Origin of the sequence: Neoluteolibacter marinus (assembly GCF_014904755.1) — a bacterium.
Lineage (GTDB): Bacteria > Verrucomicrobiota > Verrucomicrobiia > Verrucomicrobiales > Akkermansiaceae > Haloferula > Haloferula marina.
Genome location: NZ_JACZFQ010000076.1, coordinates 51,264 through 75,917 on the forward strand (window position 1 = coordinate 51,264; position 24,654 = coordinate 75,917).

Genomic DNA, 24,654 nt, shown 5'->3' on the forward strand with positions numbered 1-24,654 from the left:
ACGGACCGGAGGAAAAAGCCCCGGCCCTTCCAGGGCGACGGAAGACGATCCGCAAGGGATTTTCTCCAAGGCGTTGCAGAACAGTTCCTCAGGATGCCGGCGCTCCCCATGTCTGTCCAAGCCGACTGAAGTCGGCGCTCCCTTGGGATGTTCCCGCGGGTATTGCTCCCGCGTTCAGCCGAGCGCCTGGTCGAGATCGGCGAGGATGTCGTCGATGTGCTCGATGCCGATCGACAGCCGGACCAGCTCCGGGGTGATGCCGCCGGCCCGTTGTTGTTCCTCGGTGAGCTGGCTGTGGGTGGTGCTGGCGGGGTGGATGGCCAGCGACTTCGCGTCGCCGAGGTTGGCGAGGTGGGAGACGAGCTTCAGCGAATCGATGAACTTCGCGCCGGCCGCGGCGCCACCCTTGATCCCGAAGACGACGACCGAACCGCCCTTGCCCGCGAGGTAGGTACGATTCTTGTCGTATTCCGGGTCGTCCTCGAGCCCGGGGAAGCGCACCCAGTCGACCTTCGGGTGTTGCTTGAGGTGCCGGGCGACGGCGAGGGAATTCCCGCAGTGGCGGTCCATCCGCAGCGGCAGCGTTTCGATCCCTTGCAGCAGGAACCACGAGTTGTCCGGGGCGATGCAGGCGCCGAGGTTGCGCAGCGGCACCGTGCGCATGCGCAGGATGTAGGCGAGCGGGGCGAGCGGCGCGGGCAGGTCATGGCCCCAGCGCAGCCCGTGGTAGGAGTGGTCGGGGTTGTCGAAGAGCGGGTGGCGGCCGCCGGCCCAGTTGAATTTCCCGGAGTCGACGACGATCCCGCCGATGCCGGCGCCGTGGCCGCCGAACCACTTGGTCAGCGAGTGGACGACGATGTCCGCGCCGTGGTCGATCGGGCGGGTGAGGTAGGGCGTCGAGCAGGTGGCATCGACGATCAGCGGCAAGCCCTTGCCGTGGGCGATGTCGGCGACCGCCTTGAGGTCGGTGATCTCGAGGGCCGGATTGGAAACGGTTTCGCAGAAGTAGGCGCGGGTCTTGTCGTCGGTGGCCTTGGCGAAGTTTTCCGGGTCGTTCGAGTCGATCAGGCGGACCTCGATGCCGAGGGCGGGGAGGATGTCGTTGAACTGGGTGTAGGTGCCGCCGTAGAGGTTGCGCGCCGAGACGATGTTGTCGCCGGCGGCAGCGAGGTTGACGATGGAATTGAAGATCGCCGCGGTGCCGGAAGCGTGGCCGAGGCCGCCCATTTCGGGTGCGCCCTCGAGAAGGGCCACGCGCTTCTCCAGCACATCGGTGGTCGGGTTCTGGAGACGGGTGTAGATGTTGCCGAGTTCCTTGAGGGCGAAAAGATTCGCGGCGTGTTCGGTGCTGTCGAAGACGTAGGCGGAAGTGCGATAGATCGGGACGGCCCGCGAGTGCGTGGCGGAATCGGGCGTGTGCCCGCCGTGGAGGCAAAGGGTCTCAAGTTTCATGATGGGTCATGAATCAAGGCCGGGGATGCGGTGATGGGAATTCCAAAGTTCATTGCCCCGCAAACTACGCGAAAGGGAATCGGCAAAACCTGCAGGAATCCCGGGAAATCAATCGGTTTTTAGACTGGAGACTCGGGTTCCGTCGTTTAGCAAGTCAGCTGTGAAAACGATCCCAGTACTGTGCGGTTTGGCCGCCATCCTCCTTTCGTCGGCCGAGGCCGGTGACACCCGAATCTGGACTTCCCGCAAGGGGAGTACCATCGAGGCGGAGTTTCTCAGCTTGGACGGCGAGAGCGCGACGCTCCTCGGTCCGGAGTCGAAGCAACTCGTCCTCAAGGTCAACGACCTCAGCCTGGCCGACCGGCAGTACCTGGTCGAGGTCGGCGGCGCCGACCCGAAGATCCTGATCACCGGCGAACTCGGCGAGCCCGAGAAGCAGGTGCGCATCGACTCGAAGACCTTCAAGTCGATCAAGGACAAGACCCTCGATTTCGGCACCGCCAAGGAAGGGAAGTTCGAGCTGATGGAGAGCGAGCACTTCCTGCTGGCGAGCGCGGGCAAGGTACGCGCCCAGGCGGTCGCCGAGACCGCCGAGCGCTTGTGGCACGGCATGGCCTTCCAGCACATGAACTTCCGCCGCGACTGGGGTGACAAGAAGATGCTGGTGATCCTCGCCGAAGACCGCACCGCCCACGCGGCGGTGGGATCCTGGTACCAGGAGCACCTGAAATCGCTGGGCAAGGATGCGATTGCGGTCGATGTGGGGATGACCTGGGACAAGGGGGCGGGAACCTCGATCAACCTTTCCGAGGAAATGACGGAGGAGTACAATGTTTTTCCGACGGCAATGTACTACAACATCACGCAGCCCCAGCTCTTCAAGAAGGCGATGGCACCGTTCGTGATCCACACCTTCGCGAAGTCGCTGCTTTCGAAACAGCTCGGCGGGGTGAGCAGCTTCGGCGCCCAGGGCTATTTCGCGGTCCTGACCGGACACGGCTACTTCAAGGAAATGTCGCTGGCGGGCAAGAGCGAGACCCAACTGATTGCGGTCACCGAAACCTCCAAGGAGTTCTCGGAGAAGAAGGGCTTCGAGGACGGTACCTCGTGGAGCCGCACGCTCAAGGGACTGGTCCGGAAGGGCAAGGTCAAGACCGAGCTCGAGCCGATGTTCCAATGGAAGACCGAGGACCTCACGCCCGAGCGCCTCGTGCTGATCTATTCCTTCGCCTGCTACATGCAGAGCAACCCGCAGCGTCTCAACAGCTTTGCCGCCATGGTCCGCCGGATCGAGTCGTCCAACCAGATTCCCGCCACGATCGAGATCGCCCGGCTCTTCGGTTTCGAATCGGTGGAGGCCCTCGAGGCCGACTGGACGAACTTTATCAAGGAAGGCGACTTCAAGTAACCGAATCCACCACCTCATCATGAAACCATCCCTATTTGCCGCCGCCTTTCTGGCCTTGGCCTCTCTCAGCCCGGGCCTGGAATCCGGCGACATCGAATACCGCGACTTCACCGGTCCCGACGGCAAGGCGATCCCCGCCGTCCTCGTCGACAAGGACGACAAGGAGGTCAAGCTGCTGTTGAGCACCGGCAAGCGCATCACCGTGCCGCTCGATCGCTTGAACGAGGACGACACCGCGTACGTTAAGTCCTGGAACAAGGAGAAGGCCGTTTTCCTGCAAAATTGCAGCCGCCTGACCATCCGCCAGCTGCTTGAGCTGCGCGGTTACGAGTCCTTCGTCTTCCGCTTCGAGAACAACTCGATCTTCATCGACGGCAAGCTCAACGGCAAGCAGGGCAAGTTCCTCATCGACACGGGTGCCGGCACCAGCCTGCTGCACATCCCTTTCGCCAATGACGCGAACTGCGAGGTCGGTCCGCTCGACGAGGTCATTCACGGGGTGGCCGGTGACGCCCCGGCCGGCTGGTGCGATGTCCCGACCATTTCCTTCGGGTCTTCGATCTTCAAGGGCCGCAAGATCCTCGCCACCGACCTTGCCAACGGCTTGCCGGAAGGCGTCAAGGTGGGCAAGGACGCGATCCTCGGCGCGGACATCATGGGCCAGCTCGATGCTGTCATCTCGTACCCCGAGCGGCGCATCTTCATGCGTCCCGACAAGTCCGACGAAGAGGTGGTGGAGGGCGGTGCCGATGCCGTCGAGGGCGACAAGGAAATGTCCTACCGCGTCTTCAAGACGAAGGACAACAAGACCTACCGCGGCGAGGTGGCGTCGAAGACCCCGACGGTGGTGACCCTCAAGCTGGTCAACGGCAAGGAGCTCAAGCTGCCGGTTTCAAGGCTCATCGAGGCGGATGCACGCTACGTTTCCGACTGGAGCGAAGCCGGTGCTTTCTTCCTCAAACACTGCCAGAGCCTGACGATCCAGGAGCTGCTCGAGCTGCGGAAATACCAGTCGTTCGAATACGAGCGGCGTGGCACCCACATTTTCGTCGACGGCACGCTCAATGACAATGACGTGACCTACATGATCGACACTGGAGCGGACGGCACCTGCCTGCACCTGCCGGCGGCCAAGAAATACGGCTGCCAGGTCGGCAATCTTGACGTGTGGGTCTACGGCATCGGTGGCAAGGCCCCCGCGGCGGTGACCATCATCCCGAAGCTGACCATGGGCGACGCCGTCCTCACCAACCGCAAGATCCTTTCCACGGATCTCAATCGCGGCCGTGAGGGCGATCTCGACCACGTCGGCTTGTTCGGTGCCGACTTCATGCGCGAGCTCGACGCGGTCATCACCTACCGCGAAAACCGGATCTTCCTGATCCAGCGGAAGATGCCGGTGGCAGCTCCCGACGAGAAGAAGTGATCTGACCCCTTCAGCTGCCGATCGCGGTTTTCACTGCGGTCGGCAGTTTTGCGTACACGAGGTCGTAGGAGTGGTCGATCAGCTCGCGAACAAGCGGCGGAGGCAAGGTTCCGTCGAGCGTGACGGTGTTCCAGTGCCGCTTGTTCATGTGGTAGCCGGGGTTGATCGCGGCGTGCTCCTCGCGCAGCTCCACCGCGCGCCCGGGTTCGCACTTGAGGTTCATCTTCGGCGGGAAGTCGTCCGGCGATGTCAGTGCGAACATCTTGCCTCCGACCTTGTAGACGAGGACGTCCGGGCCGAAAGGCGTGGTCTCTTGAACGCCGGGCTTGGCGAGGCAGCGGGCGATGGCATCGGGGAGGTCCATGTCGCGGAGTCTTCCCGATGCCGGCTGCCTCGCCAAGCGTTGTCGCGGCGCTGGCAGGGTGTCGGTCAGAAGAGTCCAAGGACCTTGAGCACGACGACAATGACGACAATGACACCGATGATGTAGAAGATGGAGTGATTCATGGAACGTGTTAGGGATTTTCGCCCGGGTCGGCAGGATCGCCTCGCCGGACGGAACACGTTCTCGCAGTCCCGGTGCCAAACGGTTTTATCGCATCCGCGGGCTGTTAGGTCCCCTGTTCGGTGCAAAATGCCCGGTCCGGAAGCCTCAATGCAACGCCCGGAGGCTCAACGTTCGGCGGCGCGTGCTTTTTCGATCGTTTCCAGGATCAGGGGGGCGTGCAGCGCCTTGCTCAGGCCCATCGGGGTTTCGATCTTCCGCGACTCGCGTTCGCTCTTGATGGTTTCGACGTGATTGATCCGCTCGATCACGAGGCCGACGATCCGCGGCTTGCCCGTGCCATCGTCGCGGAAGACGGGCCCCCCGCTGTCGCCGTCCCATGAGTTGATGTCGAGGACGAAGACCGGGTCGTCGGCGACCGGGGCTGCCGGGAAGCTGGCGACGACCCCGTGGCGGGCGATCGGAAAGCCGGCGCCATTGGCTTCCACCCGGGCCGGGTAGGTCAGGACCATCACCGGATCGCCCAATCCGGGCATTGCCCCGGCCTGGACCGCGGCAAGCGGCAGGGTGGCGTCGGCAGCGAGTTTCAGGTTCACCGCGAGAACCGCGAGGTCGCGGGCAGGATGCTTCGTCCACAGCGCCCGCTCGCCCTCGCGGATCGGGATCGTGACGTCCTTGCGCACCGTGGTTCCATTCTCCCCCGGTTCCCGCAGCACGATGATCGACGTTTCCCCGCTGGCCTTCTCGAGGGTGTGGGCCGCGGTGACGAGGAAGACCTGGTCCTGGTCGCGCAGCAGGAAACAGGTGGCGGTCGAGTCCTTGTTGAAGAGCTTGAAGGTCGCGTGCATCATCGCCTCGGCGTAGGCGGCGGCGCGGGCCGCGGGCAGGGCAAGGGTCAGGAAGGCGGCGGTGGCCAGGAGGAGATTCTTCACCCGGGAACCATGGAATCCGGCCCCCTTCCCGGGAAGCCCAATGATCCGCCTGTTCCCGCAGCATGACGGGCGCCCGGGCGGGAAGATATCTTTCTTGGATTCCCGGAGTCCCGGGGCCATCAACTTGTTGAACCCCGTCGAACGATGAACATCCAAGAAATCTCCTTCTCCTGCTATCCGGTCACCGACATGGCGCGCGCCCGCCTGTTCTACGAGGGGGTGCTCGGGCTGACCGCGACCATGGATCACGAAATGGAGGGCGGCCATTGGGTGGAGTACGACATCGGCGCCGGGACGCTCGCGATCGGCGTGGCGCCGGGCATGAACCCGAGCCGCGACGGGTGCAGCGTCGCCTTGGAAGTGGAGGACTTCGACGGCGCCATCGCCGAGCTGAAAGCCGCGGGGGTGGAGTTCAACTTCGGCCCGATCGAGACGCCCGTGTGCCACATGGCCTTTGTCCGCGACCCGGACGGCAATTCCGTGGGCATCCACCGGCGCAAGCCGGGGCATTGAGCGGGTGGCGTTTGACGACGGCCTGAAGCCGGTCAGGCCAGGGTGCCCTCGGTGACGCCGAGTTTTTCGAGCGCCTTGACGTTGTCGAGCAAGGTGACCGCGTCGGTCTTGCCGGCGATGAAATCCTGGTAGGCGGTGATGGTGCGCAGCGCGCCGAGGTCGTCCTCGTCGAGAAGCTCGATGCGGAATTTCGCGAGGCCTGTGTCGCGGAGCTCGTCGTAGAAGCGGGCACCGGTCTGGGCGCGGCCGTTGAAAAGGGTGTTGCGGCAGCCGACGTCCGCCATCAGCCGGTGCATCTGGCCGACCCGGTCGCGGAGGTGGACGACGTGGCTTTCGCAGGGCCGGCCGCAGTCCTTGTAGGTGGTGCCCTTGCTCAGGAAGGTGCAGAACACGCAGTGCTCCATGTGAAACATCGGCATGTGCTGGTGGAGCGTGAGCTCAAACCATTCCGGCGGGGCGCCATGGAGCAGGTCGAGGACCTGGCCGATGTTGAGGTCGTAGGAGACGGTGAGGCGGTCGAGCTTCGCGTGCTCCCTGAGGAGGCGGGCGGTGATCGGGTTGGCGACGTTGAGCGAGAAGTCGCCGGTCTTGAGGAGTTCGCCACGATCCTTGTAGTAGTCGAGCGCCGCGAGGTTGCGGAGCAGCACGCCGCCGGGTTCGGCGCGCTCGATCAACTTGAGGTAGCCGTTTTCCCCGGGCTTGAGGATCCGCGGCGTGGCGAGGGACATCGTGGACGGCGACGACGCGGCGAGGGCAACGGCTTCCTTGTAGCGGCGGGGGTCCTCGAAGTCGCAGTGAATGACGGCGACCCCGCGGTCGAGGGCGGCCTCGACCTGCGGCAGGGTGCGGCAGAGGACGGACAATTGCGGATCTTCGACCGGGGGGGCGGGAACGGGGGGAAGGAGATCCGTGACGGTGACGCGGCTGGCACCGCGGTTCGCGGCCGGAGCCGGCGCTTCTTCCTGCAGGAGGTCGACCAGGGCGCGGCGCAGCCGGTTGAGTTCGGACAGGGCGAGGTGACATTCGCCCTCGACCCGGAAGTCGATGGCGCCGAGTTCGAACGGCGTGTCGCCGAGCCGGCCGAACTGGGCGCGCAGGGTTTCCTCCGAAAGCGCGTGCTTCGAGGCCGGGGCCAGCGGCGTTTCGCTGCGCACCTCGCAACCGCAGGTGGCCACCACCAGCGCTTCGCCGGGATTGCCGGTGACGGTGAGATCGAGCCGTTGCTTGAGCTCCCGGAGCTTGGCGGTTTGCCAGAAGCGGCGGATGTCCGACTCGAGCCTTTCGTCGGAGGTCTTGTAGATCGTGTGGCCGGGTTTGATCCGGGAGAAGTTGATGCCGCTGTAGGTGCGGTGGAAGACGATGCGCTCGCCCTCGATTTTCCAGATTTTGGCGCCCTGCTCGAGGTCGCGGTTTTCGCCGGCGTCGAAGACCACGCCGTCGCCGGGCTTGAGCGGGACCTCGGTGCGGCCGGTGAGTTCGATCCAGGTGCCGCCACAGGCGGCGATGGTGCCGAGCAGGGGGCCGCGCTTCTTGCCGAAGCGGCCGTGGGTGAGATAGGGGTGATTGGTTCCCCCGAGCCAGCCGGTGGTGAGGCCGCGGGAGAAGGTCATCTCCAGCTCGTAGCGGTCGGACGAGGTGACGGGGTCGGTGCCCTTGCCGGTCGCGGCGTCGAGAGCCTTGCGGTAGACGCGGGTAACCGCGGCGACGTATTCGGGAGTCTTGAGCCGGCCCTCGATCTTGAACGATTTCACGCCCGCCTCGACGAGGCCGGGGATCATGTCGACGGCGGCGAGGTCCTGCGGGCTGAGCAGGTAGCGGTGCTCGCCGAGGTCCTGGATTTCTCCGTCGACGACGATCTCGTAGGGCATGCGGCAGGCCTGGGCGCACTCACCGCGGTTGGCGGAGCGCTGGCCGAGCGACTCGCTGGTCAGGCACTGGCCGGAATAAGCGACGCAGAGGGCACCGTGGACGAAGACCTCGAGGGGCGTGTGCGGGTCGGCAAGCGATTGGAACCTCCCGATCTCCTTCAGCGAGAGCTCGCGGGCGAGGACGGCGCGTTCGAGGGGGAAGAGGGACTCGATGAAGCGCAGGCCCTCGGGGGAGGTGATGGTCATCTGCGTCGAGGCGTGGAGCTCGACTCCCGGGGCGATTTCGCGGGCCATCTTCGCCAGTCCGAGGTCCTGGATGATGAGGGCGTCGACACCGGCGGCGGCGATGTTCCTAAGCTGCTGCGCGGCCGCTTCGAGCTCGCCGGTGAAGATCAGGGTGTTCATCGCCACGAAGCCCTTCACGCCGTGCTTGTGGAGGAATTCCATCAGCTCCGGCAGATCGTCCTCGGTGAAGTTGTCGGCGCGCAGGCGGGCGTTGAATTTCGGCATGCCGAAGTAGATCGCGTCGGCTCCCGCGGCGACGGCGGCACGGGCGCAGTCCCAGTTGCCGGCGGGGCTGAGAAGTTCGGGCGTGAGGTCGGTGGCCATGCGGATGGGGACGGATGCCACGAATTTCCGGCTTTGGGAAGGGCGGGGATGGGGGTGGTAAGCCGGGGCTATGAAGATTTCACCGCGGAGGCGCGGAGGTCGCGGAGGGACGCGGAGAGGATTGTGATGACGGAAGGTGGCGCGGGCGGGGTTTCCGGGAAGACGGCGATGAAGAGATCTACTTTCAGATGGTTGGCGGGGGTTTCGATCGGAGCGCCCATGGTGTTCGCGGGGGGCTGGGTGATGCTCCGTCCTACAAGCACCGAGCACTTGAAATCGCATCGAGTGGAGGCGGATTTTCATGCGCTCGGGTCCGCGCTTAAGTCCTACGTGATCAACGCGAAAGTGCCACCCACGACCGAACAGGGACTCCAGGCCCTTGTCACGAAGCCGACAGCGGCTCCGGTTCCAAAGAGCTGGATGCAGATGATGAAGAACGTTCCGCAGGACCCATGGATGAAGGAATACCGCTACCTGAGATTTTCCGCGACGCTCGCGCACTATCGATTCGAGCTGCGAAGCGCGGGTCCGGACGGACTGTTTGGGAATGCGGACGACCTCGCCAAGTTGTTCGAGCGGTAGTCGTAATGCCAGGAAGCCGAGCCGGAGGAAACCGCTCGACACCCGCGAGGCGGCTTTCGTTGCATGGTTGACGATGAAAAGAACCCAAGTCGTGCGGTCGCTGGCCGCGCTCATCGCTTGTGCCGGTCTGGCGGGATGCGGAGGAAAGAAGAAGGATGCGCTGTCGCTGGCCTTCGTGACCAATGGCGTCGCGTCGTTCTGGGACATCGCCAAGGCCGGGGCGGAAAAGGCGGGCGAGGAGATCGGCGCGGAGGTGACGGTGCTGATGCCGTCGAAGGGCGTGGTCGAGCAGAAGCAGATGATCGAGGACCTGCTGATCCGCGGGATCGACGGCCTGGCGGTGAGCCCGATCGATGCCGACAACCAGGTCGAGGTGCTCGACAAGGCCGCGGACACCACGAAGTTCATGACGGTTGATTCCGACGCGCCGAAGTCGAAGCGCCGGCTCTACCTGGGGATGGACAACTACAAGGCCGGGCGGATGTGCGGGCAGCTGGTGAAGGAGGCCCTGCCGGACGGTGGCACGGTGATGATTTTCGTCGGCCGGCTGGAACAGGACAATGCCAAGGGCCGCCGCCAGGGGGTGATCGACGAGCTGATGGGCCGCAGCGAGGATTCCAGCCGCTTCGATCCGCCGGGCGAGGTGGTGAAGAACGACAAGTATCAGATCCTCGGCACCTTGACCGACCAGTTCGACCGCGCGCAGGGCAAGGCGCTGGTCGACGACACGCTGTCCCGCTACCCCGACCTCGGCTGTGCGGTCGGGTTGTTCGTCTACAATCCGCCGCTGATCCTCGAGTCGCTGGAGCGAGCGGGCAAGCTGGGCCAGGTCAAGGTGGTGGGCTTCGACGAGGCGGAGGAAACCTTGCAGGCGATCACCGAGGGCACGGTGCAGGGCACGGTGGTGCAGAATCCCTTCGAGTACGGCTACCGGTCGATCCAGATCCTTTCCAAGTGGGCGAAGGGCGACGAGTCGGTGATCCCGGCGGACGGGTTCATCGACATCCCGGCGCGGATCATCCGCAAGGACGACGCGGCGGCCTTCGCCGCGGACCTGAAGGCGAAGCTCGGGCGTTGATCCATGCGGCTGCTGGAGGCATCGGGCATCGGCAAGCGCTACTCCGGGGTGAGGGCGCTGGGCGGCGTCGATCTCACGCTGGAGCGCGGCGAGGTGCTGGCGCTGATCGGTGAGAACGGGGCCGGCAAGAGCACCTTGATGAAGATCCTCGCCGGGGTGCAGGAGGCCGACGAGGGGGAGATCCGGATCGACGGAAAGCCGGTGCGCTTCCGCTCGGTGGCGGACGCGATGGACGCGGGGATCGCGCTGATCCACCAGGAGTTGAACCTGGCGCCGAACCTCGACGCGGCATCGAACATCTTCCTCGGCCGCGAGCCGCGGAAGTTCGGCCTCATCGATGAAACCCGGATGCGCCGGGAGGCGGCGGGCTTCCTGGAGATGGCGGGGCTGGCGATGGATCCGGCGGCCGGGCTGGAAGGGCTTTCGACGGGGAAGCTGCAGCAGGTGGAGATCGCCAAGGCGCTGTCGGTCGACGCGCGGATCCTGATCATGGACGAGCCGACCTCGTCCTTGTCACAGGCGGAGACCGAGGTGCTGTTCGGCGTGATCCGCTCTCTGAAGTCCCGCGGGGTGGCGGTGATCTACATTTCCCACCGCCTCGGCGAGGTGACGGAGCTGGCGGACCGGGTCAGCGTGTTGCGCGACGGGGCGAATGCGGGCGAGCTCGCGCGCGGCGAGGTCGACCGCGAGCGGATGATCCGGCTGATGGTCGGCCGCGACCTGTCGGAATTCTATCCGGGCCATGCCGGGGTGCCCGGCGAAGTGCTGCTGGAGGTGGAAAAACTAAGAACCTCGTACTGGCCGGACCACGAGGTCAGTTTCCGGGTGCGGGCCGGGGAGGTGGTCGGGGTGGCAGGGCTGGTCGGCGCGGGCCGCAGCGAGTTGCTGCGGTGCCTGTTCGGGATCGACCGGCCGCTGGCAGGCGTGATCCGGGTGCGCGGGGTGGAATTCGAACCGGAGAACCCGCGGCGGGCGATCGCGGCCGGGCTGGCGCTGGTGCCGGAGGACCGCAAGACCCAGGGACTGGTGCTGGAAATGGGCGTGCCGGACAACCTGGCGCTGGCGTCGTTGTGGCGCGACCGGCGGCGCGGCGGGTGGGTCAACGAAGCGGCCGTCGATGAGCTCGAGCGGCGGATGGGCGAGGCGATGCGGATCAAGGCGGCGCCGGGGCAGGCGGTGGGACTGCTTTCCGGGGGCAACCAGCAGAAGGTCGCCTTCGGCAAGTGGCTGGCGATGGAGCCGGCGGTGCTGTTGCTGGACGAACCGACCCGCGGCGTCGACGTCGGCGCCAAGCGCGAGATCCACACCCTGATGGCGGGGCTGGCGGAACGGGGCAAGGCGGTGCTTTTCGTCTCCAGCGACCTGGAGGAAGTCCTCGGCATGGCCGACCGGGTGCTGGTGATGCACGAAGGGCGGCTGGCGGGCGAACTGGACCGCGGCGAGGCGAGCGAGGAATCGGTGATGCGGTTGGCGACGGGCACGAAAGACTTTGAAGCGGCATGAAGAAGACCCTGGGAATCCTGCTGTTGTTGATTCTGACCTGCGTGGTCACGGCGCTGTCGAGCGATGCGTTCCTGAACGGCGCGAACGTCGAGAACCTGATCCGGCGGATCGGGCTCTACGGCCTGCTGGGGGTCGCGGTTTCCTTCGTGATCGTCACCGGCGGGATCGACCTGTCGATCGGGTCGATTGTCTGCCTGACCGGCTGCGGCCTGCCGTGGCTGGTGGCGAAGGTGGGCTGGGATCCGGCGCTGGCGCTGCCGCTGTTGCTGGGTGGTGCGGTGGTGATCGGGCTGATCCACGGGCTGCTGGTGACGAAGCTGAAACTGCAACCTTTCGTGGTCACACTGTGCGGCCTGCTCGTCTACCGGGGAATGATGCGCGGCCTGACCGGCGACCAGTCGCTGGGTTTCGGCAACGGCTTCAAGGCGCTGCGCTTCGCGGGAGCGGGCAAGCTCGAGCTGGCCGGAGGCTTCGGGATCCCGATGCCCTTCGTGATCCTGATGGTGGTGGCGGTGCTGGCGGCGGTGTTTTTCAATAAGACCGTGTGGGGCCGGCACCTGCGTGCGCTCGGAAACAACGAGGAGGCGGCGCGTTTCAGCGGGGTGGCGACCGACCGCCTGGTGATCGCGTCGTACGTGATCTGTTCGCTGCTTTCCGCGGTGGCCGGGATGTTGTTCGTGATGGACGTGAACTCCGCGCAACCGAGCGACTTCGGCAGCTTTTACGAGCTCTACGCCATCGCCGCGGCGGTGCTGGGCGGTTGCAGCCTGCGCGGCGGCCGGGCCGCGGTGGCGGGCGTGCTGGTCGGGGCGGCGCTGATGCAGGTGCTGAGGAACATGATCGTGCTGGTCTTCCCGCGGCAGCAGAACCTGGAGTATGCGGTGATCGGGCTGGTGATTCTCGCGGGGGTGATCGCCGACGAGCTGATCAACCGCCGGCGTGAGCGGCGGCGCCTGCGGGCCTGAGGGCCGTCACTTGATGACGATGCGGTAGAACATCCGGTCATTCCCGGCGGGGGATCCGAGATCGTAGGTCGTGGCGTTGCCCGCGCCGGCCGGAACGTCGTCGGCGACCTCGTCCCAGGGCGAGGCATCCATGACCGCCGACGATTCGATGCGGTAGAGAGCGCCGGGTTTCGAGGGCCAGCTGATGAGCAGGCTGCCGGCGACCGCGGCGGGGGTCGCACGGAAGAAGCTGGTCGCGTCGAGCGGATCGGTGCCGGTGCGGGTCTCGTCGCCGTCGTTGGTGGCGTCGCCGTCCGTGTTGTCGTTGTCGGGGTCGGTCTCGCCGGAATCGACCAGACCGTCGAGGTCGGGGTCTTCGAGGACGTCCGCGAGGCCGTCGTCATCGCTGTCGACGGAAGGATTGTCGGGGATCGAGACCACGTTGCCATTGGGAGCTGTGGTGGCCACGGTCGGGATCAAGGGGCCGCGTTCACCCCAGGTGGCGGCGAGATCCCGGGCAAGCCGGCGGGCGAGGCGGGTGACGGTCTCGGGTCGGGCCGCGGCGAGGTCGTTGCTCTCGGTGGGATCGGCGGCGAGGTCGTAGAGCTGGTGGGTGTTGGACTGGTAGTTGTAGATCAGCTTCAGGTTCTCCTGGCGGATCCACGAGAAGTAGTTGCTGCGATGGACGTGGGGGTAGTGGACGGTGATCTCCTGCGGGCGGTGGAAGCCGGGCGTCGCGGCGAGGTAGCCGGACAGGTCGTGGCCGTCCTCGCCGAAGCCGGGGGCGGCAGGCAGTCCGGAGGCTGCGAGCAGGGTGACCGGGACGTCCCAGCTGGTGACGATGTCGGTTTCGACGCTGTTGGCGGGAATCGGCAGAGCCTGCTGGAACGGGTTGGAGGGATCGGGGGCAGCCCAGGCGGCGATCATCGGCACCCGGCAACCGCCTTCCCACTTCGAGCCCTTTTTCCCGCGCAGCGGATAGTCGCCGAAGGTGCCGGAGGGCAGGCCGTCGACGGTCACGGCGGGGCTGTCGCTGCCGTTGTCGCCGAGGAAGACGATGAGGGTGTTTTCGGCCACGCCGAGATCGACCAGTTTCTGGCGGATCGCGCCGATGGCCAGGTCCATGCCTTCCGTCATGGTGGCGAACGCGCGGTGGCCGGCGCTGATGCCGGCGCTGTAGTCGCCGGTCGCATCGGGGTTGGTGGTGAAGGGCGCGTGCGTGGCGTAGAAGGACATGTTGAGGAAGAAGGGCCGGCCTTCGGCGACCGCGCTGTCGAGGGCCTTGTTGGCCTCAATCCCGAGCGCGCGGGTCAGGAAGATCGAGCCGTCGTAGTCCTGCATGCCGGGCATGCCGCCGTAGGCGGGAGAGCCGATGTAGCCGCTGTGCGGGTGGCCCCAGTGGAAGCCGGCGACATTGACGTCGAAGCCGAGGTCGGTGACGGGGGTCGCGGCGTTCGAGAAGTGGGCCTTGCCGATGTGGATGGTGCGGTAGCCGCCGGCCTTGAGGAGCTTGGGCAAGGTCTCGTCGGAGCCGTTGATCCCGGTGGTGCGCCAGTTGGCGGGCGAACCGGCGCCGCCGCCGCCGACCCAGTCGGTCACCGCGTGGCGCGCGCTGTTGCGGCCGGTCATCAGGCCGCAGCGGGTGGGGCTGCAGACGGACTGGGCGTAGGCCGAGGTGAAGCGCATGCCGTTGGCGGCGAGGGCCTCGAGATGGGGCGTCTGGTAGAAGGCGTTGAAGTTGTAGCCGACCGGGTTGCCGCCGGAGTCGAGGCAGAAGGGCACGGCGATGTCCTGCGGGCCGTAGTCGTCGGCGAGGAAGACCACCAGGTTGGGCCGCGGCGGGCCCGAGGCCACCTCGACCGTGCGGGTGGAGCTGCCGCCGGGTCCGTTGGCGGTGAGGGTGTAGGTGGTGGTACCTTCGACGGTGACCTGGGCCGTGCCGTCGCCGTCCGCCGACGAAGCGGTGACGTCTCCCGGCGCGGGGGAGATCGCCAGGCTGTCCGCACCCTCCGTTTGCCAACTGAGGGCGACACTGCCGCCGGCGGTCACGTAGGTCTTGCTGGCGGTGAACGAGGCGATGGCCGGGGGCAGCGGCGCGCCGTTGTTGCCCTCGAGGGTAATGCCGTCGAAGATGGCGTAGGCGCCGCCTTCGGTCATGTTCGTCTGATAGACCGAAAGCGTGTAGCTGCCCGGCCCGAGGGTGGTGCCCGCCAGGTCGAAGGGGACGGTGTGATAAGTACTGCCGGTGCCGTAGTTTTCGCGGACGCTGGAACTCACTGGGCTGGCGAGCGATCCACCGCTGAGGGTGAACACGAGATCCGAACTGTACGACTGGTCCTGGGTTGCACTGTTGTTGGTGTGGCCCGACAGCACCGTGAGGGTGCCGAGGTCCCAGGTGTCGCCGAGCGTGAAGCCGAGGCTGAAGCCGCGCCGCGACGTGGTCCGGTTGGTGTCCTGGTTGAGGTTTCGGCTCAGGAACACGTTGTTCCCGTCGGCGAAGGCGCCGGTGCCGCCCTGCGTCCGGGCGAAGCCACCGAGGGTGCCGCTGTCCCCGGTGCTGATCGCGGTCAGGCCGGTCAGCCCGGTCACCGAGGCATGGGAGTTCCAGGTCACGCCGAGGGTGGACGATCCCGAGGTATTGTCGGTGTCTTTCGTGAAGACGTGGGCCCCGGTGTTGCCGTCGAAGTCGGAGGAGAAGAGCGTGAACTGTCCGTGGGCGGCTGCGATGCCGGCGGCGAGGATGGCGAAGGTGCGAATCAAGGTATCGGGAATTGCAGGTTGAAAAATCAGGCTCACGGGGCCTCTTCGACCCGGTAGAAGGCGCGGCCTCCGGCGGGCGAGGGATCGGTGAAGGTGGCGGTGATGTCGGCGGGCGCGACCGGCGGGCCGATGCGTGCCGGGTAGCCGTCGGTCAGATCGGCCGAGCGCTTGAGGAGGTAGCGCTTCGAGGGATCGAGGCCGGTGACGGTCATCTCGAAGGCCGCGCCGTTGAAGCCGCTGCCGGTCACCAGGATCGGCGCGGGTGCGATGGCGGCGGTGTCGAGCCGGAGGCCGTCGAAGATGGCGTAGGCGCCTCCTTCGTACATCCGTGTCTGGTAGACGGTGAGCGTGTAGGTGCCGGTCCCGAGGGTGGTGCCGGCGAGGCTGAACTTGATGTCGAAGTAGGCCGGGCCGGTGTTGTAGTCGACGCTGCGGACCGACGACAGCGGCTGGGCCAGGGTGCCGCCTTCGAGGATGAACACCAGGTTGGAGGTGTAAGCCTGGTCCTGGAGCGCGGAGTTGTTGGTGTGGCCGCTGCGGATGGTCAGCAGGCCGGCATCGACCGGGTTGTTGATTTCGAAGTCGAGGCTGAATCCCCGCTTCGAGGTGGTGCGGTCGCTGTCCAGGTTGTGGTTGCGGCTGAGGTAGAGGTTGTCGGCATTGGCGTAGGGCGCGGTGCCGCCCTGCAGTTGCGCGAAGCCACCGAGGGTGCCGCTGTCGCCGGTGCTGACGGCGCTCAGGTCGGACACCGTGCCGACGGCGGCGTCCTTGGTCCAGGTCACGCCCAGCGATGTCGCGCCGGAGGTATTGTCGGTGACGCCCCCGAGGACCACCGCGCCGGTGTTGCCGTCGAAGTTGGAAGTGAGGATCGAGTACGACGGCACGGACGAGGGCTCGAGCGGGTCGCTGCCGTCGGTGGCCTCGGCGCCGTCGGCGTAGAGGTCGCCGTCGCTGTCGGGATTCATCGGATCGGTCTCATCGAAGTCGACGAAGCCGTCTTCGTTGGCGTCTTCTTCGCCGTCCTTGAGCCCGTCGCCATCGCTGTCCGGGTTGAGCGGGTCGGTGGTGGTGCCCAGTTCGAGGCCGTCGTCCAGGCCGTCGCCGTCGGTGTCGAGGAGCGTGGGGTCGGTGCCTTCCTGCTGTTCCTCCCAGTTCTCGACGAAGTCGTTGTCGGGGTCGTCGTACTCGCCGTCGGGCGATGCGGTGCTGGTGGGATCGAGCCCGTAGCGGACTTCCCAGCCGTCGATCAAGGTGTCGCCGTCGCTGTCATGGTAGAGAGGATCGGTGCCGGTGTCGGCGGCCGAAACGAAGGTGCCGGTGAAAGTTTCAACCCCGTCCTCGAGCCCGTCGTCGTCGCTGTCGTCGTCGAGCGGATCGGTGCCGGTGTCAGTGGCGGAGACGAAGACCCCGGTGTCGGTTTCAACGCGGTCGTTGAGGCCGTCATCGTCGGTGTCGGCCTTGTTCGGATCGGTACCCCGGGCGGCTTCCTCGGCGTTGGTCAGGCCGTCGTTGTCGAGCAGCAGGTCGCCGGTGCCGTCCTGGGCCCCGATGCTGCCGAAGTGGAGGATTTCCCAGTCGTCGGCGAGACCGTCCTGGTCCTCGTCGAGCGCGCCGGCGAGCGTGATGCCGTCGTAGATCGCGTAGGCACCGCCGCCGGTCATGTTGGTCTGATAGACCTCGAGGGTGTAGGTGCCGGCGTCGAGTGAGGTCCCGGACAGGTCGAGGGGAACGGTGTGGTAGGCGGGCGCGGCGCCGTAGTCCTGGACCGATTCGACGCTCACCGGTGCGGGCAAGGTGCCGCCGCTCAGCGAACAAACGAGCGTCGAGACCAGGGCCTGGTCCTGGTTGCCCGTGTTGGTGGTGTGGCCCGAGACGAGGGTGAGGGTGGTCAGCGACCAGGTCTCGTCGAGGGTGAAGGTCAGGCTGAAGCCGCGCTTCGAGGTGGTGCGGAGGGTGTCGAGGTTGTGGTTGCGGCTGAGGTAGAGGTTGTTGGGCCCGGCGAAGGCGGCGGTTCCACCCTGGAGCTGGGCGAAGCCGCCGCTCGTGCCGCTGTCGCCGGTGGAGATCGCGGTCAGGGCCGAAAGCGAGGTGACCGAGGGATGGTTGCTCCAGTCGGTGAGGTTCAGGCTGGCGCTGCCGCTGGTATTGTCGGTGTTGCCGCCGAGCGTGACGGAGCCGGTGTGGCCGTTGAAGCCGGAGCTGAAAATCGTCTCGGCGGAGGCAGCGCCGGAAAGCAGCAGGAGGAAAGCTGCGGCGGGGATGGCGGGATCCAATGAAAGTTGGGTTTTCATGAGGTCTAGTCTGCGGGGTTTTGGGTTTTTTGGCGGGAAAGAAGGGCGGCTCAGCGCTTGTGGCGGAGCAGCCCGAGCAGGCCGAGGCCGCCGAGCAGGGCGATCGACGGCTCGGGGACGGCGACGAGGTTGATGCCGTCGTAGATGGCGTAGGAGCCACCGGTGGCGTTGGTCTGGTAGACTTCGAGCGTGTAGGTGCCGGCGCCCAGCGAGGTGCCGTTGAGATCGAAGACGACCGGGTGATAGGCGGGGCCGCTGTCGTAGGACTCGGTGATGCTGGCGGTGACCGCGCTGCCGAGGGTTCCGCCGGCGAGCGAGAAGACGAGGTCAGACGAATAGGCCTGGTCCTGGATGCCGGTGTTGTTGGTGTGGCCGGAGAGCACCGTCAGCGAGAGCAGGTCCTGGGCGCTGTCGAGGGTGAAGGTCAGGCTGAAGCCGCGCTGGCGCGGGGCGGTGCCCTGGTTGAACGAGTTGCGGCTGAGGTAGAGGTTGTCCTCGTTCGCATAGGCCGCGGTTCCTCCCTGGAGCTGGGCGAAGCCACCGGCGGTGATGCCGTTGTCGGTGGAGATGGCGGTGAGCGCCGAGATGCCGGTGACGGCGCTGTCGAGGTACCAGTCGGTGATCGTCACCGTGGCGCTGCCGCTGGTGTTGTCGGTATTGCCCGCCAACTCCGTGGCACCCACGTTGGCGTCGAAGGCGGAGTTGAACAGCGAGATGGCGCCGGGGCAGGAGCAGGTCAGCAGGCCGGCGATGGCGAAGGACGAGAGGGCGGTGGTTTTGAACATGGAGCGCAGGAATTCGGTGATTACCGGTTGTCCGGTGCTGAATCACCCGCTGCGCGCCGCGAATCTTAACGCCCGACCGCGAACTTTTTTCGGCGGTGGCTGCCTTTACTGGCCTTGCCCGTCCGCGTAGAGCCGCTGGACGGCTTGCTCCGACAAGGCTCCGGCATGGATCCGCAGCTCGTCGATCAGGCCCGGAAAACTTCCCGGCCGCGGGTCCACGCTCAGCCCGATCAGCAGGGGCCGCGACGCGTTGCTCACGGTGACGGTGTCGGGCCGATCCTTTTCGTCCGGTGCATCGATGGGGGCGAACTGGCGCCGCTTGAGCGGTTCGCGGCGGCCGTCGATGTAAATGGCGAAGTTTTCCTCCAGTCCCTCCGCGCCGGAGAAGACCGCGACGAAGTGATGCCACTGGCCGTCGTCGAGGTGGGTGGCGCCATCGTACGAGACGACGCCGAGGGAGATGCGCGCCACCACCGGCTGGTCGGGCGTTTCCTGGGCGAGCATGACCTTCCACTTGGTGAAGGCGCCTCTTGGTTCCCCCCAGTTGGCGACGGCCGGCATGTGGGTGAACGGGGTGCCGGGAGCGACCTTGGTCCAGAAGCTCACCGAGCGGGGCAGATCGCCGTCGATGCCCTGCCAGTCGGTCTCGACGAAATCGCCGTCGCCTTTCAAGGACAGCGCCGAGCCGACCTTGCCCGGCACCAGGGTCGGCGGAGTGACGTTCCCGGTGCCGTTGCGGTAGCTGGCCTTGATCCTGGCGGCCTTCGGCAGGGTGCCGGACACCGGGATGGCGCTGCCCGGGGCCGGCTCGAAACCGAAGTGAAGCTCGGGCAGGGCGGGCGGCAGCTCGGTCAGGAACGCCGCGGGATCGGGCGGGATCAGCTGCAGCTGTCCAACAGCGTTGGCATCGCGGGCCTGGCCGGCCTCGAGCTCCTCGCTCATCGTCTTGCCGCCGAAGGTGGTCACGCTGACCTTGCCCTTGAGAACGTGGACTTCGTGGTTGGCGTCGTTGCCGGCGTGGATGCCGAATTCAGTGCCGAGATCGGTGACCTTGAAGGCGCGGGTGGTCACGGTGAAGCCGTGGTCGGCGGGGACGATGTGGAAGAAGGCCGAGCCGTGGTCAAGGCGGAGGTCCTGCGGCGACGCCAGGCTGAAGCGGGCGGGCGCCTGGATCATGGCCCGCGATCCGGTCGCCAGCGACACCTCGAGGGTGCCTTGGGTCAGGGTGACGATGGTGTCTTCGTCGAGCCGGGCACGATCGGCGGGTTCGTCGCCGCGGGCGTCGAGCGTGTAAATCGTGCCGGGTGCCTCGTTCAAGTGGGCCAGGGCGGCCGGCGTCTCGGTCATGACGGCGCGCAGGATGAAGGCGGCCACCAGCACCGCGGCGGCGGCGGTGACCAGCGAGAGCTGGACGCTGCGCCGGCGCTGGCGGTGTAATCCTGCCTCGACGGCCGTGCTCTGGGTGCGCGAACCGGAGCCGCGCGAAAGCCGGTAGCCGAGCGCCTGGTGGAGGGCGACGCAGTCGTAGTAAAGCTCCCGGGCGGCGGGGTCGTCGCCGAGGGTTCGGTAGAGCGCGGCGACCCGCTCCGGCGGGAGATCGCCGTCGATCAAGAGCTGGATCTCGCGCTCCATCTCGTCGCCGCTCATGGGGTGCCTTCGTTCGGTTGGAGCTGGTTGGCGACGCATTTGCGCAGCGCGGTCCGCAAGCGGAACAGGGTGACCGAAAGGGCGGAAACGCTGCGGCCGCTGGCACGGGAGAACGATTCGAGGTTGTTGCCTTTCTGGTAGCGGTGCTCCAGGAGCTTGCGGTCCTGGGGCCGGAGCTTGGCCAGGCAGCCTTCCAGGGCGGCGAGGCGCGGCTGGCGGGCGGCAAGCCGGTCGGGCATTTCCTGGGCGATGGTATCGGCCAGTTGTTCGTTCATCGGGACCCAGTCGTCGCGCCGCCGCGAGCGCAGGTGATGAAGCATTTCGTAGCGCGCGACCTTGAAGGCCCAGGCGCGGAAGTCGCTGCCGGGGCGGAACTGCGACTGCTTTTTCCAGAGCACGATGTTGGTTTGCTGGAGGACGTCGCCGACATCCGGATGGCCGGGCATCAGGGAGATGAGGAAAGCCCACAGGTCGGCCTGGTGCATCGTCAGCAAGCTGACGAAGTCCGCGAAGGCATCGGGTCTGGACGACGGTTCGGGCATGCGGGTCGCAGGAGGTACGACAAGGACTGCCGGGATCTTAACCTCGTGATCGGAAAAAACATGAAATTCCGGTTCCGGTGCCGGACCGGGGGTGACGGGATTCCGGCTCGATGAAGGGGTCGCGCTTGCTAGCCTGGCGCGGATGAAATCGTCGGAGTCAGCGAAATGAGCGCCGCGGTGCGGGTCGACAAGTGGCTGTGGGCGGTGCGGCTATTCAAAACCCGCGGGCTGGCGGCGAAGGCGTGTGAAAGTGGTCGCGTGAAGGCCGGGGAGCGGATCCTGAAGGCCTCGTCGGAGGTTCGCGGCGGTGAACTCCTGGAGCTGCCCTTCGCCGAAGGCCCCGGAACCCGGGTGGTGCGGGTGATCGGCCTGCTCGACAAACGGGTCGGCGCACCGGAGGCACGGCTGGCCTGTGAGGACATCACGCCGGCCGACGTGATCGAGTCGCGGCGGGTCTGGCAGGAGAACCGTTCGCACCGGCTGGAGGGTGAGCAGGGCCGGCCGACCAAGCGCAACCGCCGCCGCATGGAGCAGGAGCGCGGATTCTTCGAATGAAAAGCGGCCGCCCCCCGGAAGCGGGAGACGGCCGTGGGGAATGCCGGGGGTTCAGGGGATGTCGATCCGCAGGCGGGCGAAGATCTTGTCGCCCGTGGCCAGGGCCCGGGGAATGCGCACGGTCACGCGATCGACGCCGGCCCCGAAGTCGTCGTTGACCTCGTCGATGATCACCGGGTTCAGGACCGGCTCGCCGGGGACCGCGGTGGTCCAACCGCTGAGGTCGGAACCGTACTGGACGTACGGGCCGTAAGGTGCCGATTCGTCGGTCCGGCGGAACACGAAGTTCAGGTAAGTGGCGTCGGTGGTGGCGGGAACCAGCAACCCGTTCGAATCCGAGCCCGGACCGGAGGGATCGCCGCCGATGACGAACTCGATGCCGTTTTCAATGCCGTCGAGGTCCGAATCGGCATCGGCACCTGCACCGGCGATGCCGTTGGCACCTTCCCACGACAGGTAGGCGTCGCCGTCGCTGGTCACGCTGAGCATGCCGTCGCCGGTGAAGTGAACGTCATCGACATTGGTGGCGCCGGAAGCCGACGATCCGTAGGTCCCGCTGGGCAGTCCGATGCCGTCGATGACCAGCATGTCGACCACGTCGGTTGCCCCGTGGATGAGGTCGAGGACCCCGGTGCCGGAGATCGAGACGGTGGAGCTGTCCGACAGGGTTTCGAAGCCGAGCGACAGGGTGCCGGCGCTGACGGTGGTGTTGCCGGTGTACTGGGGATCGGCGAGATAGGCGACGGCGCCGCCGGTCTTGGTCAGCGAGAAGGCCCCGGTGACCGCCCCGAAGATCTGGATCTCGGTGCCGGCCTCGATGGTGGCGTCGCCCTCGAGCGTCACGTCACCGTCCCAGGTGCCGACACCGCCGCCCTGGTTGTGCAGGGTGGCACCGGCCTCGAGGAAGACCGGGGTGGCGATGGTCAGCGCGCCGTAGGTGCCGCCCTTGGCGCCGGCCTTGACCCGCAGGGTGCCGGTGGCGCCGCCCCAGGCATTGTTGGTGTTTTCCGCCCAGGCCAAGCCGCCGGCGACGACGAAGTCGATCGGGGTGGCGCTGGCGTCGGCGCGGTAGCCGATGGAGCTGCCACCGACCTTGGTCAGCGTGTGGCCGTTGCCGGTGATGGTCGGGTTGAATCCGGGCACGCCGATGTCGAAGCGGCCGGCGTTGCCGCCCACCGAGGCGTCGGCGGTGAGGACGAGCGAGTTGATGCCGGCTCCCTGGTTGGGGCTGGTGCCGTTGCTGTTGGTGATGGCGCCGTTGCCGTCGGGGCCGCTGCCGGCGATGGTGTAGGTGTAGCGGCGACCGGTGTTATTGGCGAAGTTGCCGTTGATGTCGACCTGGGCACCGTTGGCAATGGTGACCCCGGACGAGAAGCCGAAGGCCTGGTAGTGGGTGCCATATTTCAGGATACCGGCATTGACCGCGATGGGACCAGTGAAGGTACTGGTCTCGCCGTAGAGGTTGAGGGTGCCGCTGCCATTCTTGGTGATCCCGGCCGGACCGGCGATGCCGGCGCCGGTTCCGAGGAGGGTGTAGTCGGAGCTATGGTCGAAGCTCACGCCGGACGGAAGGAGGCTGCCGACCATGGTCACGGTCTTGGTGGCGGCCGCTTCGGTGAAGCTGACCTGGTCGCCGTTGAAGAAGCTGGTGGCCCCGCCGTCGTCGAAGTTGAGGTCGGCGTTGCGTGTCCAATTGGCGTTGGTGGCGCCGGTCCAGGTCAGGTTGCCGGGGGTATAGCTGACAATGACCCGCGAATTGACGGCGTCGTCACTGGCCACCCCGCCGCGCAGGCCGGTGGCGGTCAGATTGCCGACCGGGCCGACCAGCGTTCCGTAGGTGAAGGCGGTGAAGGACGTGGCCGGGGAGGCGGGCAGGTTGCTGACGCTGATATTGGTCGTGCCGGCCGAGAGGTCGACTTGCCCGGCGACCGCCAGGGCGGCGGGGGTGTTCCCGTCGGCGATCAGGCCCGAAGCTATCGCACCGCCCATGGTGAGATTTCCCGCGATGCTGCCTTCGCCGCCGAGGTTGGCTTCCTGCGAAACCGTGACATTGCCGCCGAGGTCACTGTTCAGGTTGAGCCGGCCGGTGGTCACGGTCACGGGTCCGGTCATGCCCGCGCCGGAGCCGTTGAGGATGAGGGTGCCGCTGCGGGCGGTGCCGTCGCCGGTGAGCCCGAGTTCGAGGGCATCGCTGCCGGAGAGGGTGCCCGACAGCGTCCCGGTGTTGGCCGTGTTGATGGCGATGCGGGATGCCCCGGTGAGGGTGATGTTGCCGTTGACGGTGGCGTTCGCCTCCAGGCGCATGGCACCGCGTTTCAATGCTCCCTCCGACCAGCCGAGGCCGGCGAGTTCGAAGTTGTAGTTGAAGGTGCCGGTCGCCGCCAGGCAGGCCTGGGCGTTGGTGCCACTGACCTTCACCGTGCCGCCCGCGGCGCCGTAGGCGGAAACATTGGTGGCGCGGAGGCGGCCGTTGTTGACCCAGGTGCCGCCGGTGTAGGTGTTGGCCGCGGTGATCCCGAGGTGGTCGCCGCCGGTCTTCACCAGGCGCAGCGGGGTTGATTCATCGAAGTCCTTGGCGACGATCCCGTTGAGCTGGTAGTCGGTGCCGCCGCCGTTGGTGACGATCACGAGCTGGCCCGAGGACGAGGTGACGAAGCCGGAGCCAGTGCCGACTTTGACCCAGTGGTTGGCGTTGTGGTACATCAGCCCGCCGAGGGCGATGTTGAGCGTGGAGCCGTTGCTGATCAGGAAATCGCGGGTGGTTTCGACCAGGCCGATCGTCTGATCGGTGGCCAGGGTGGTGGCGGCCATTCCGTCGTAGTAGTCCGATGCGGCGGTGGCGGAGGCGAGGTTGGCGGCTCCGACCACCTTTTCGCCGGCCGGGATGGCGACGACATTGGCGCCATCGTATTTCACGAAGTCCCAGAAGGTGAATCCCCAGCCGGGCAGGAAGCCGGTGGCCGGCGTCACCGTGTTCACCGTGGCCAGGGGGACGGGATTGTTGGTGTTGCCGGAATCGAACGAAACCGTGTCGCCGGGTCCAACCGTGATGTCGGTGGTCCCCGGGGGATTGAGGGTTTGTTCCGCGGCATCGGCGGCCGCGATCGCCGTGAGCATTGCCAGCCGGACGAGACCGGTTCTAACAGAAATGCCGATGGAATACTTGGGTTGGGTCGGGTTCATGGATTTGGGTTTTTGCGGATCTCGAGAATAAATCTTCACGAGTCACTAAACCCTATATCCGTCTGCTTTTC

Annotated in this window: 18 protein-coding genes; 8 read left to right on the forward strand and 10 right to left on the reverse strand. The window is 66.4% G+C overall.

Going from position 1 to position 24,654, the window contains the following annotated elements; translation table 11 throughout:
* Positions 1-174 precede the first annotated feature (174 nt).
* Positions 175-1,452 carry an O-acetylhomoserine aminocarboxypropyltransferase/cysteine synthase family protein gene (locus IG178_RS15045; protein ID WP_193213390.1) on the reverse strand — a complete coding sequence of 426 codons (1,278 nt, stop codon included), beginning with the start codon at positions 1,450-1,452 and terminating at the stop codon, positions 175-177.
* A 160-nt stretch (positions 1,453-1,612) separates the two neighbouring features.
* On the opposite strand from IG178_RS15045, the gene IG178_RS15050 reads away from it, so the two are divergent.
* Together IG178_RS15050 and IG178_RS15055 are read left to right on the forward strand one after the other, a co-directional pair.
* Positions 1,613-2,860: a hypothetical protein gene (locus IG178_RS15050; protein WP_193213391.1), complete on the forward strand. Its 1,248-nt coding sequence runs from the start codon at positions 1,613-1,615 to the stop codon at positions 2,858-2,860.
* 19 nt (positions 2,861-2,879) lie between these two features.
* The gene (locus IG178_RS15055) at positions 2,880-4,286 is read left to right on the forward strand and encodes an aspartyl protease family protein (protein WP_193213392.1); all 1,407 of its coding nucleotides are present in this window, start codon (positions 2,880-2,882) and stop codon (positions 4,284-4,286) included.
* 10 nt (positions 4,287-4,296) lie between these two features.
* On the opposite strand, the gene IG178_RS15060 is transcribed toward IG178_RS15055, so the two are convergent.
* Entirely contained in the window at positions 4,297-4,650 is a 354-nt protein-coding gene (locus tag IG178_RS15060; RefSeq protein WP_193213393.1) for an MmcQ/YjbR family DNA-binding protein, read from the reverse strand.
* A 308-nt stretch (positions 4,651-4,958) separates the two neighbouring features.
* Positions 4,959-5,723 carry a trypsin-like peptidase domain-containing protein gene (locus IG178_RS15065; RefSeq protein ID WP_193213394.1) on the reverse strand — a complete coding sequence of 255 codons (765 nt, stop codon included), beginning with the start codon at positions 5,721-5,723 and terminating at the stop codon, positions 4,959-4,961.
* A 144-nt stretch (positions 5,724-5,867) separates the two neighbouring features.
* Between IG178_RS15065 and IG178_RS15070 the strand changes: the two genes are divergently transcribed.
* Positions 5,868-6,236: a VOC family protein gene (locus tag IG178_RS15070; RefSeq protein WP_193213395.1), complete on the forward strand. Its 369-nt coding sequence runs from the start codon at positions 5,868-5,870 to the stop codon at positions 6,234-6,236.
* 32 nt (positions 6,237-6,268) lie between these two features.
* Here the strand turns inward: IG178_RS15070 and IG178_RS15075 are convergent, their stop codons facing one another.
* Entirely contained in the window at positions 6,269-8,734 is a 2,466-nt protein-coding gene (locus IG178_RS15075) for a peptidase U32 family protein (RefSeq protein ID WP_343225987.1), read from the reverse strand.
* Positions 8,735-8,983: 249 nt separating this feature from the next.
* Here IG178_RS15075 and IG178_RS15080 point away from each other — a divergent pair, with 249 nt between their 5' ends.
* From IG178_RS15080 to IG178_RS15095, 4 genes are all read left to right on the forward strand, one after another.
* Positions 8,984-9,295 carry a type II secretion system protein GspG gene (locus IG178_RS15080; RefSeq protein WP_226895468.1) on the forward strand — a complete coding sequence of 104 codons (312 nt, stop codon included), beginning with the start codon at positions 8,984-8,986 and terminating at the stop codon, positions 9,293-9,295.
* A gap of 73 nt (positions 9,296-9,368) precedes the next feature.
* On the forward strand, positions 9,369-10,373 hold the full coding sequence (locus IG178_RS15085; protein WP_193213397.1) for a sugar-binding protein: 1,005 nt from the start codon (positions 9,369-9,371) through the stop codon (positions 10,371-10,373).
* Between the two features lie 3 nt (positions 10,374-10,376).
* Positions 10,377-11,876 carry a sugar ABC transporter ATP-binding protein gene (locus IG178_RS15090; protein WP_193213398.1) on the forward strand — a complete coding sequence of 500 codons (1,500 nt, stop codon included), beginning with the start codon at positions 10,377-10,379 and terminating at the stop codon, positions 11,874-11,876.
* A complete protein-coding gene (locus IG178_RS15095) occupies positions 11,873-12,841 on the forward strand; it encodes an ABC transporter permease (protein WP_193213399.1) in 969 nt (322 codons plus the stop codon). The genes IG178_RS15090 and IG178_RS15095 overlap by 4 nt, the downstream gene beginning before the upstream one ends.
* A 6-nt stretch (positions 12,842-12,847) precedes the next feature.
* Here IG178_RS15095 and IG178_RS15100 read toward each other — a convergent pair whose 3' ends face one another.
* The 5 genes from IG178_RS15100 to IG178_RS15120 all read right to left on the reverse strand — a co-directional run bounded on the left by IG178_RS15100 (position 12,848) and on the right by IG178_RS15120 (position 20,845).
* Positions 12,848-15,580, reverse strand: coding sequence for a sulfatase-like hydrolase/transferase (locus IG178_RS15100; protein ID WP_193213400.1), 2,733 nt, complete (start codon positions 15,578-15,580; stop codon positions 12,848-12,850).
* Positions 15,581-15,612: 32 nt separating this feature from the next.
* Entirely contained in the window at positions 15,613-17,871 is a 2,259-nt protein-coding gene (locus tag IG178_RS15105) for a hypothetical protein (protein WP_193213401.1), read from the reverse strand.
* A 50-nt stretch (positions 17,872-17,921) separates the two neighbouring features.
* A complete protein-coding gene (locus IG178_RS15110) occupies positions 17,922-18,656 on the reverse strand; it encodes a PEP-CTERM sorting domain-containing protein (RefSeq protein ID WP_193213402.1) in 735 nt (244 codons plus the stop codon).
* Positions 18,657-18,761: 105 nt separating this feature from the next.
* Positions 18,762-20,303, reverse strand: coding sequence for a LamG-like jellyroll fold domain-containing protein (locus IG178_RS15115; RefSeq protein WP_193213403.1), 1,542 nt, complete (start codon positions 20,301-20,303; stop codon positions 18,762-18,764).
* Positions 20,300-20,845 (reverse strand): sigma-70 family RNA polymerase sigma factor, encoded by a 546-nt coding sequence (locus IG178_RS15120; RefSeq protein ID WP_193213404.1) that lies wholly within the window; start codon positions 20,843-20,845, stop codon positions 20,300-20,302. The genes IG178_RS15115 and IG178_RS15120 overlap by 4 nt, the downstream gene beginning before the upstream one ends.
* 165 nt (positions 20,846-21,010) lie before the next feature.
* On the opposite strand from IG178_RS15120, the gene IG178_RS15125 reads away from it, so the two are divergent.
* Entirely contained in the window at positions 21,011-21,400 is a 390-nt protein-coding gene (locus IG178_RS15125; RefSeq protein ID WP_193213405.1) for an RNA-binding S4 domain-containing protein, read from the forward strand.
* 51 nt (positions 21,401-21,451) lie between these two features.
* On the opposite strand, the gene IG178_RS26035 is transcribed toward IG178_RS15125, so the two are convergent.
* On the reverse strand, positions 21,452-24,583 hold the full coding sequence (locus IG178_RS26035) for a beta strand repeat-containing protein (RefSeq protein WP_193213406.1): 3,132 nt from the start codon (positions 24,581-24,583) through the stop codon (positions 21,452-21,454).
* Positions 24,584-24,654: the final 71 nt, after the last annotated feature.

Excerpts from the sequence above, each read along its gene's own strand:
- IG178_RS26035 (WP_193213406.1), bottom strand. The coding sequence starts at position 24,583 with ATGAACCCGACCCAACCCAAGTATTCCATCGGCATTTCTGTTAGAACC.
- IG178_RS15110 (WP_193213402.1), bottom strand. The coding sequence starts at position 18,656 with ATGTTCAAAACCACCGCCCTCTCGTCCTTCGCCATCGCCGGCCTGCTG.
- IG178_RS15045 (WP_193213390.1), bottom strand. The coding sequence starts at position 1,452 with ATGAAACTTGAGACCCTTTGCCTCCACGGCGGGCACACGCCCGATTCC.
- IG178_RS15090 (WP_193213398.1), top strand. The coding sequence starts at position 10,377 with ATGCGGCTGCTGGAGGCATCGGGCATCGGCAAGCGCTACTCCGGGGTG.
- IG178_RS15085 (WP_193213397.1), top strand. The coding sequence starts at position 9,369 with ATGAAAAGAACCCAAGTCGTGCGGTCGCTGGCCGCGCTCATCGCTTGT.
- IG178_RS15125 (WP_193213405.1), top strand. The coding sequence starts at position 21,011 with ATGAGCGCCGCGGTGCGGGTCGACAAGTGGCTGTGGGCGGTGCGGCTA.
- IG178_RS15115 (WP_193213403.1), bottom strand. The coding sequence starts at position 20,303 with ATGAGCGGCGACGAGATGGAGCGCGAGATCCAGCTCTTGATCGACGGC.
- IG178_RS15055 (WP_193213392.1), top strand. The coding sequence starts at position 2,880 with ATGAAACCATCCCTATTTGCCGCCGCCTTTCTGGCCTTGGCCTCTCTC.
- IG178_RS15070 (WP_193213395.1), top strand. The coding sequence starts at position 5,868 with ATGAACATCCAAGAAATCTCCTTCTCCTGCTATCCGGTCACCGACATG.
- IG178_RS15105 (WP_193213401.1), bottom strand. The coding sequence starts at position 17,871 with ATGAAAACCCAACTTTCATTGGATCCCGCCATCCCCGCCGCAGCTTTC.
- IG178_RS15060 (WP_193213393.1), bottom strand. The coding sequence starts at position 4,650 with ATGGACCTCCCCGATGCCATCGCCCGCTGCCTCGCCAAGCCCGGCGTT.
- IG178_RS15120 (WP_193213404.1), bottom strand. The coding sequence starts at position 20,845 with ATGCCCGAACCGTCGTCCAGACCCGATGCCTTCGCGGACTTCGTCAGC.
- IG178_RS15095 (WP_193213399.1), top strand. The coding sequence starts at position 11,873 with ATGAAGAAGACCCTGGGAATCCTGCTGTTGTTGATTCTGACCTGCGTG.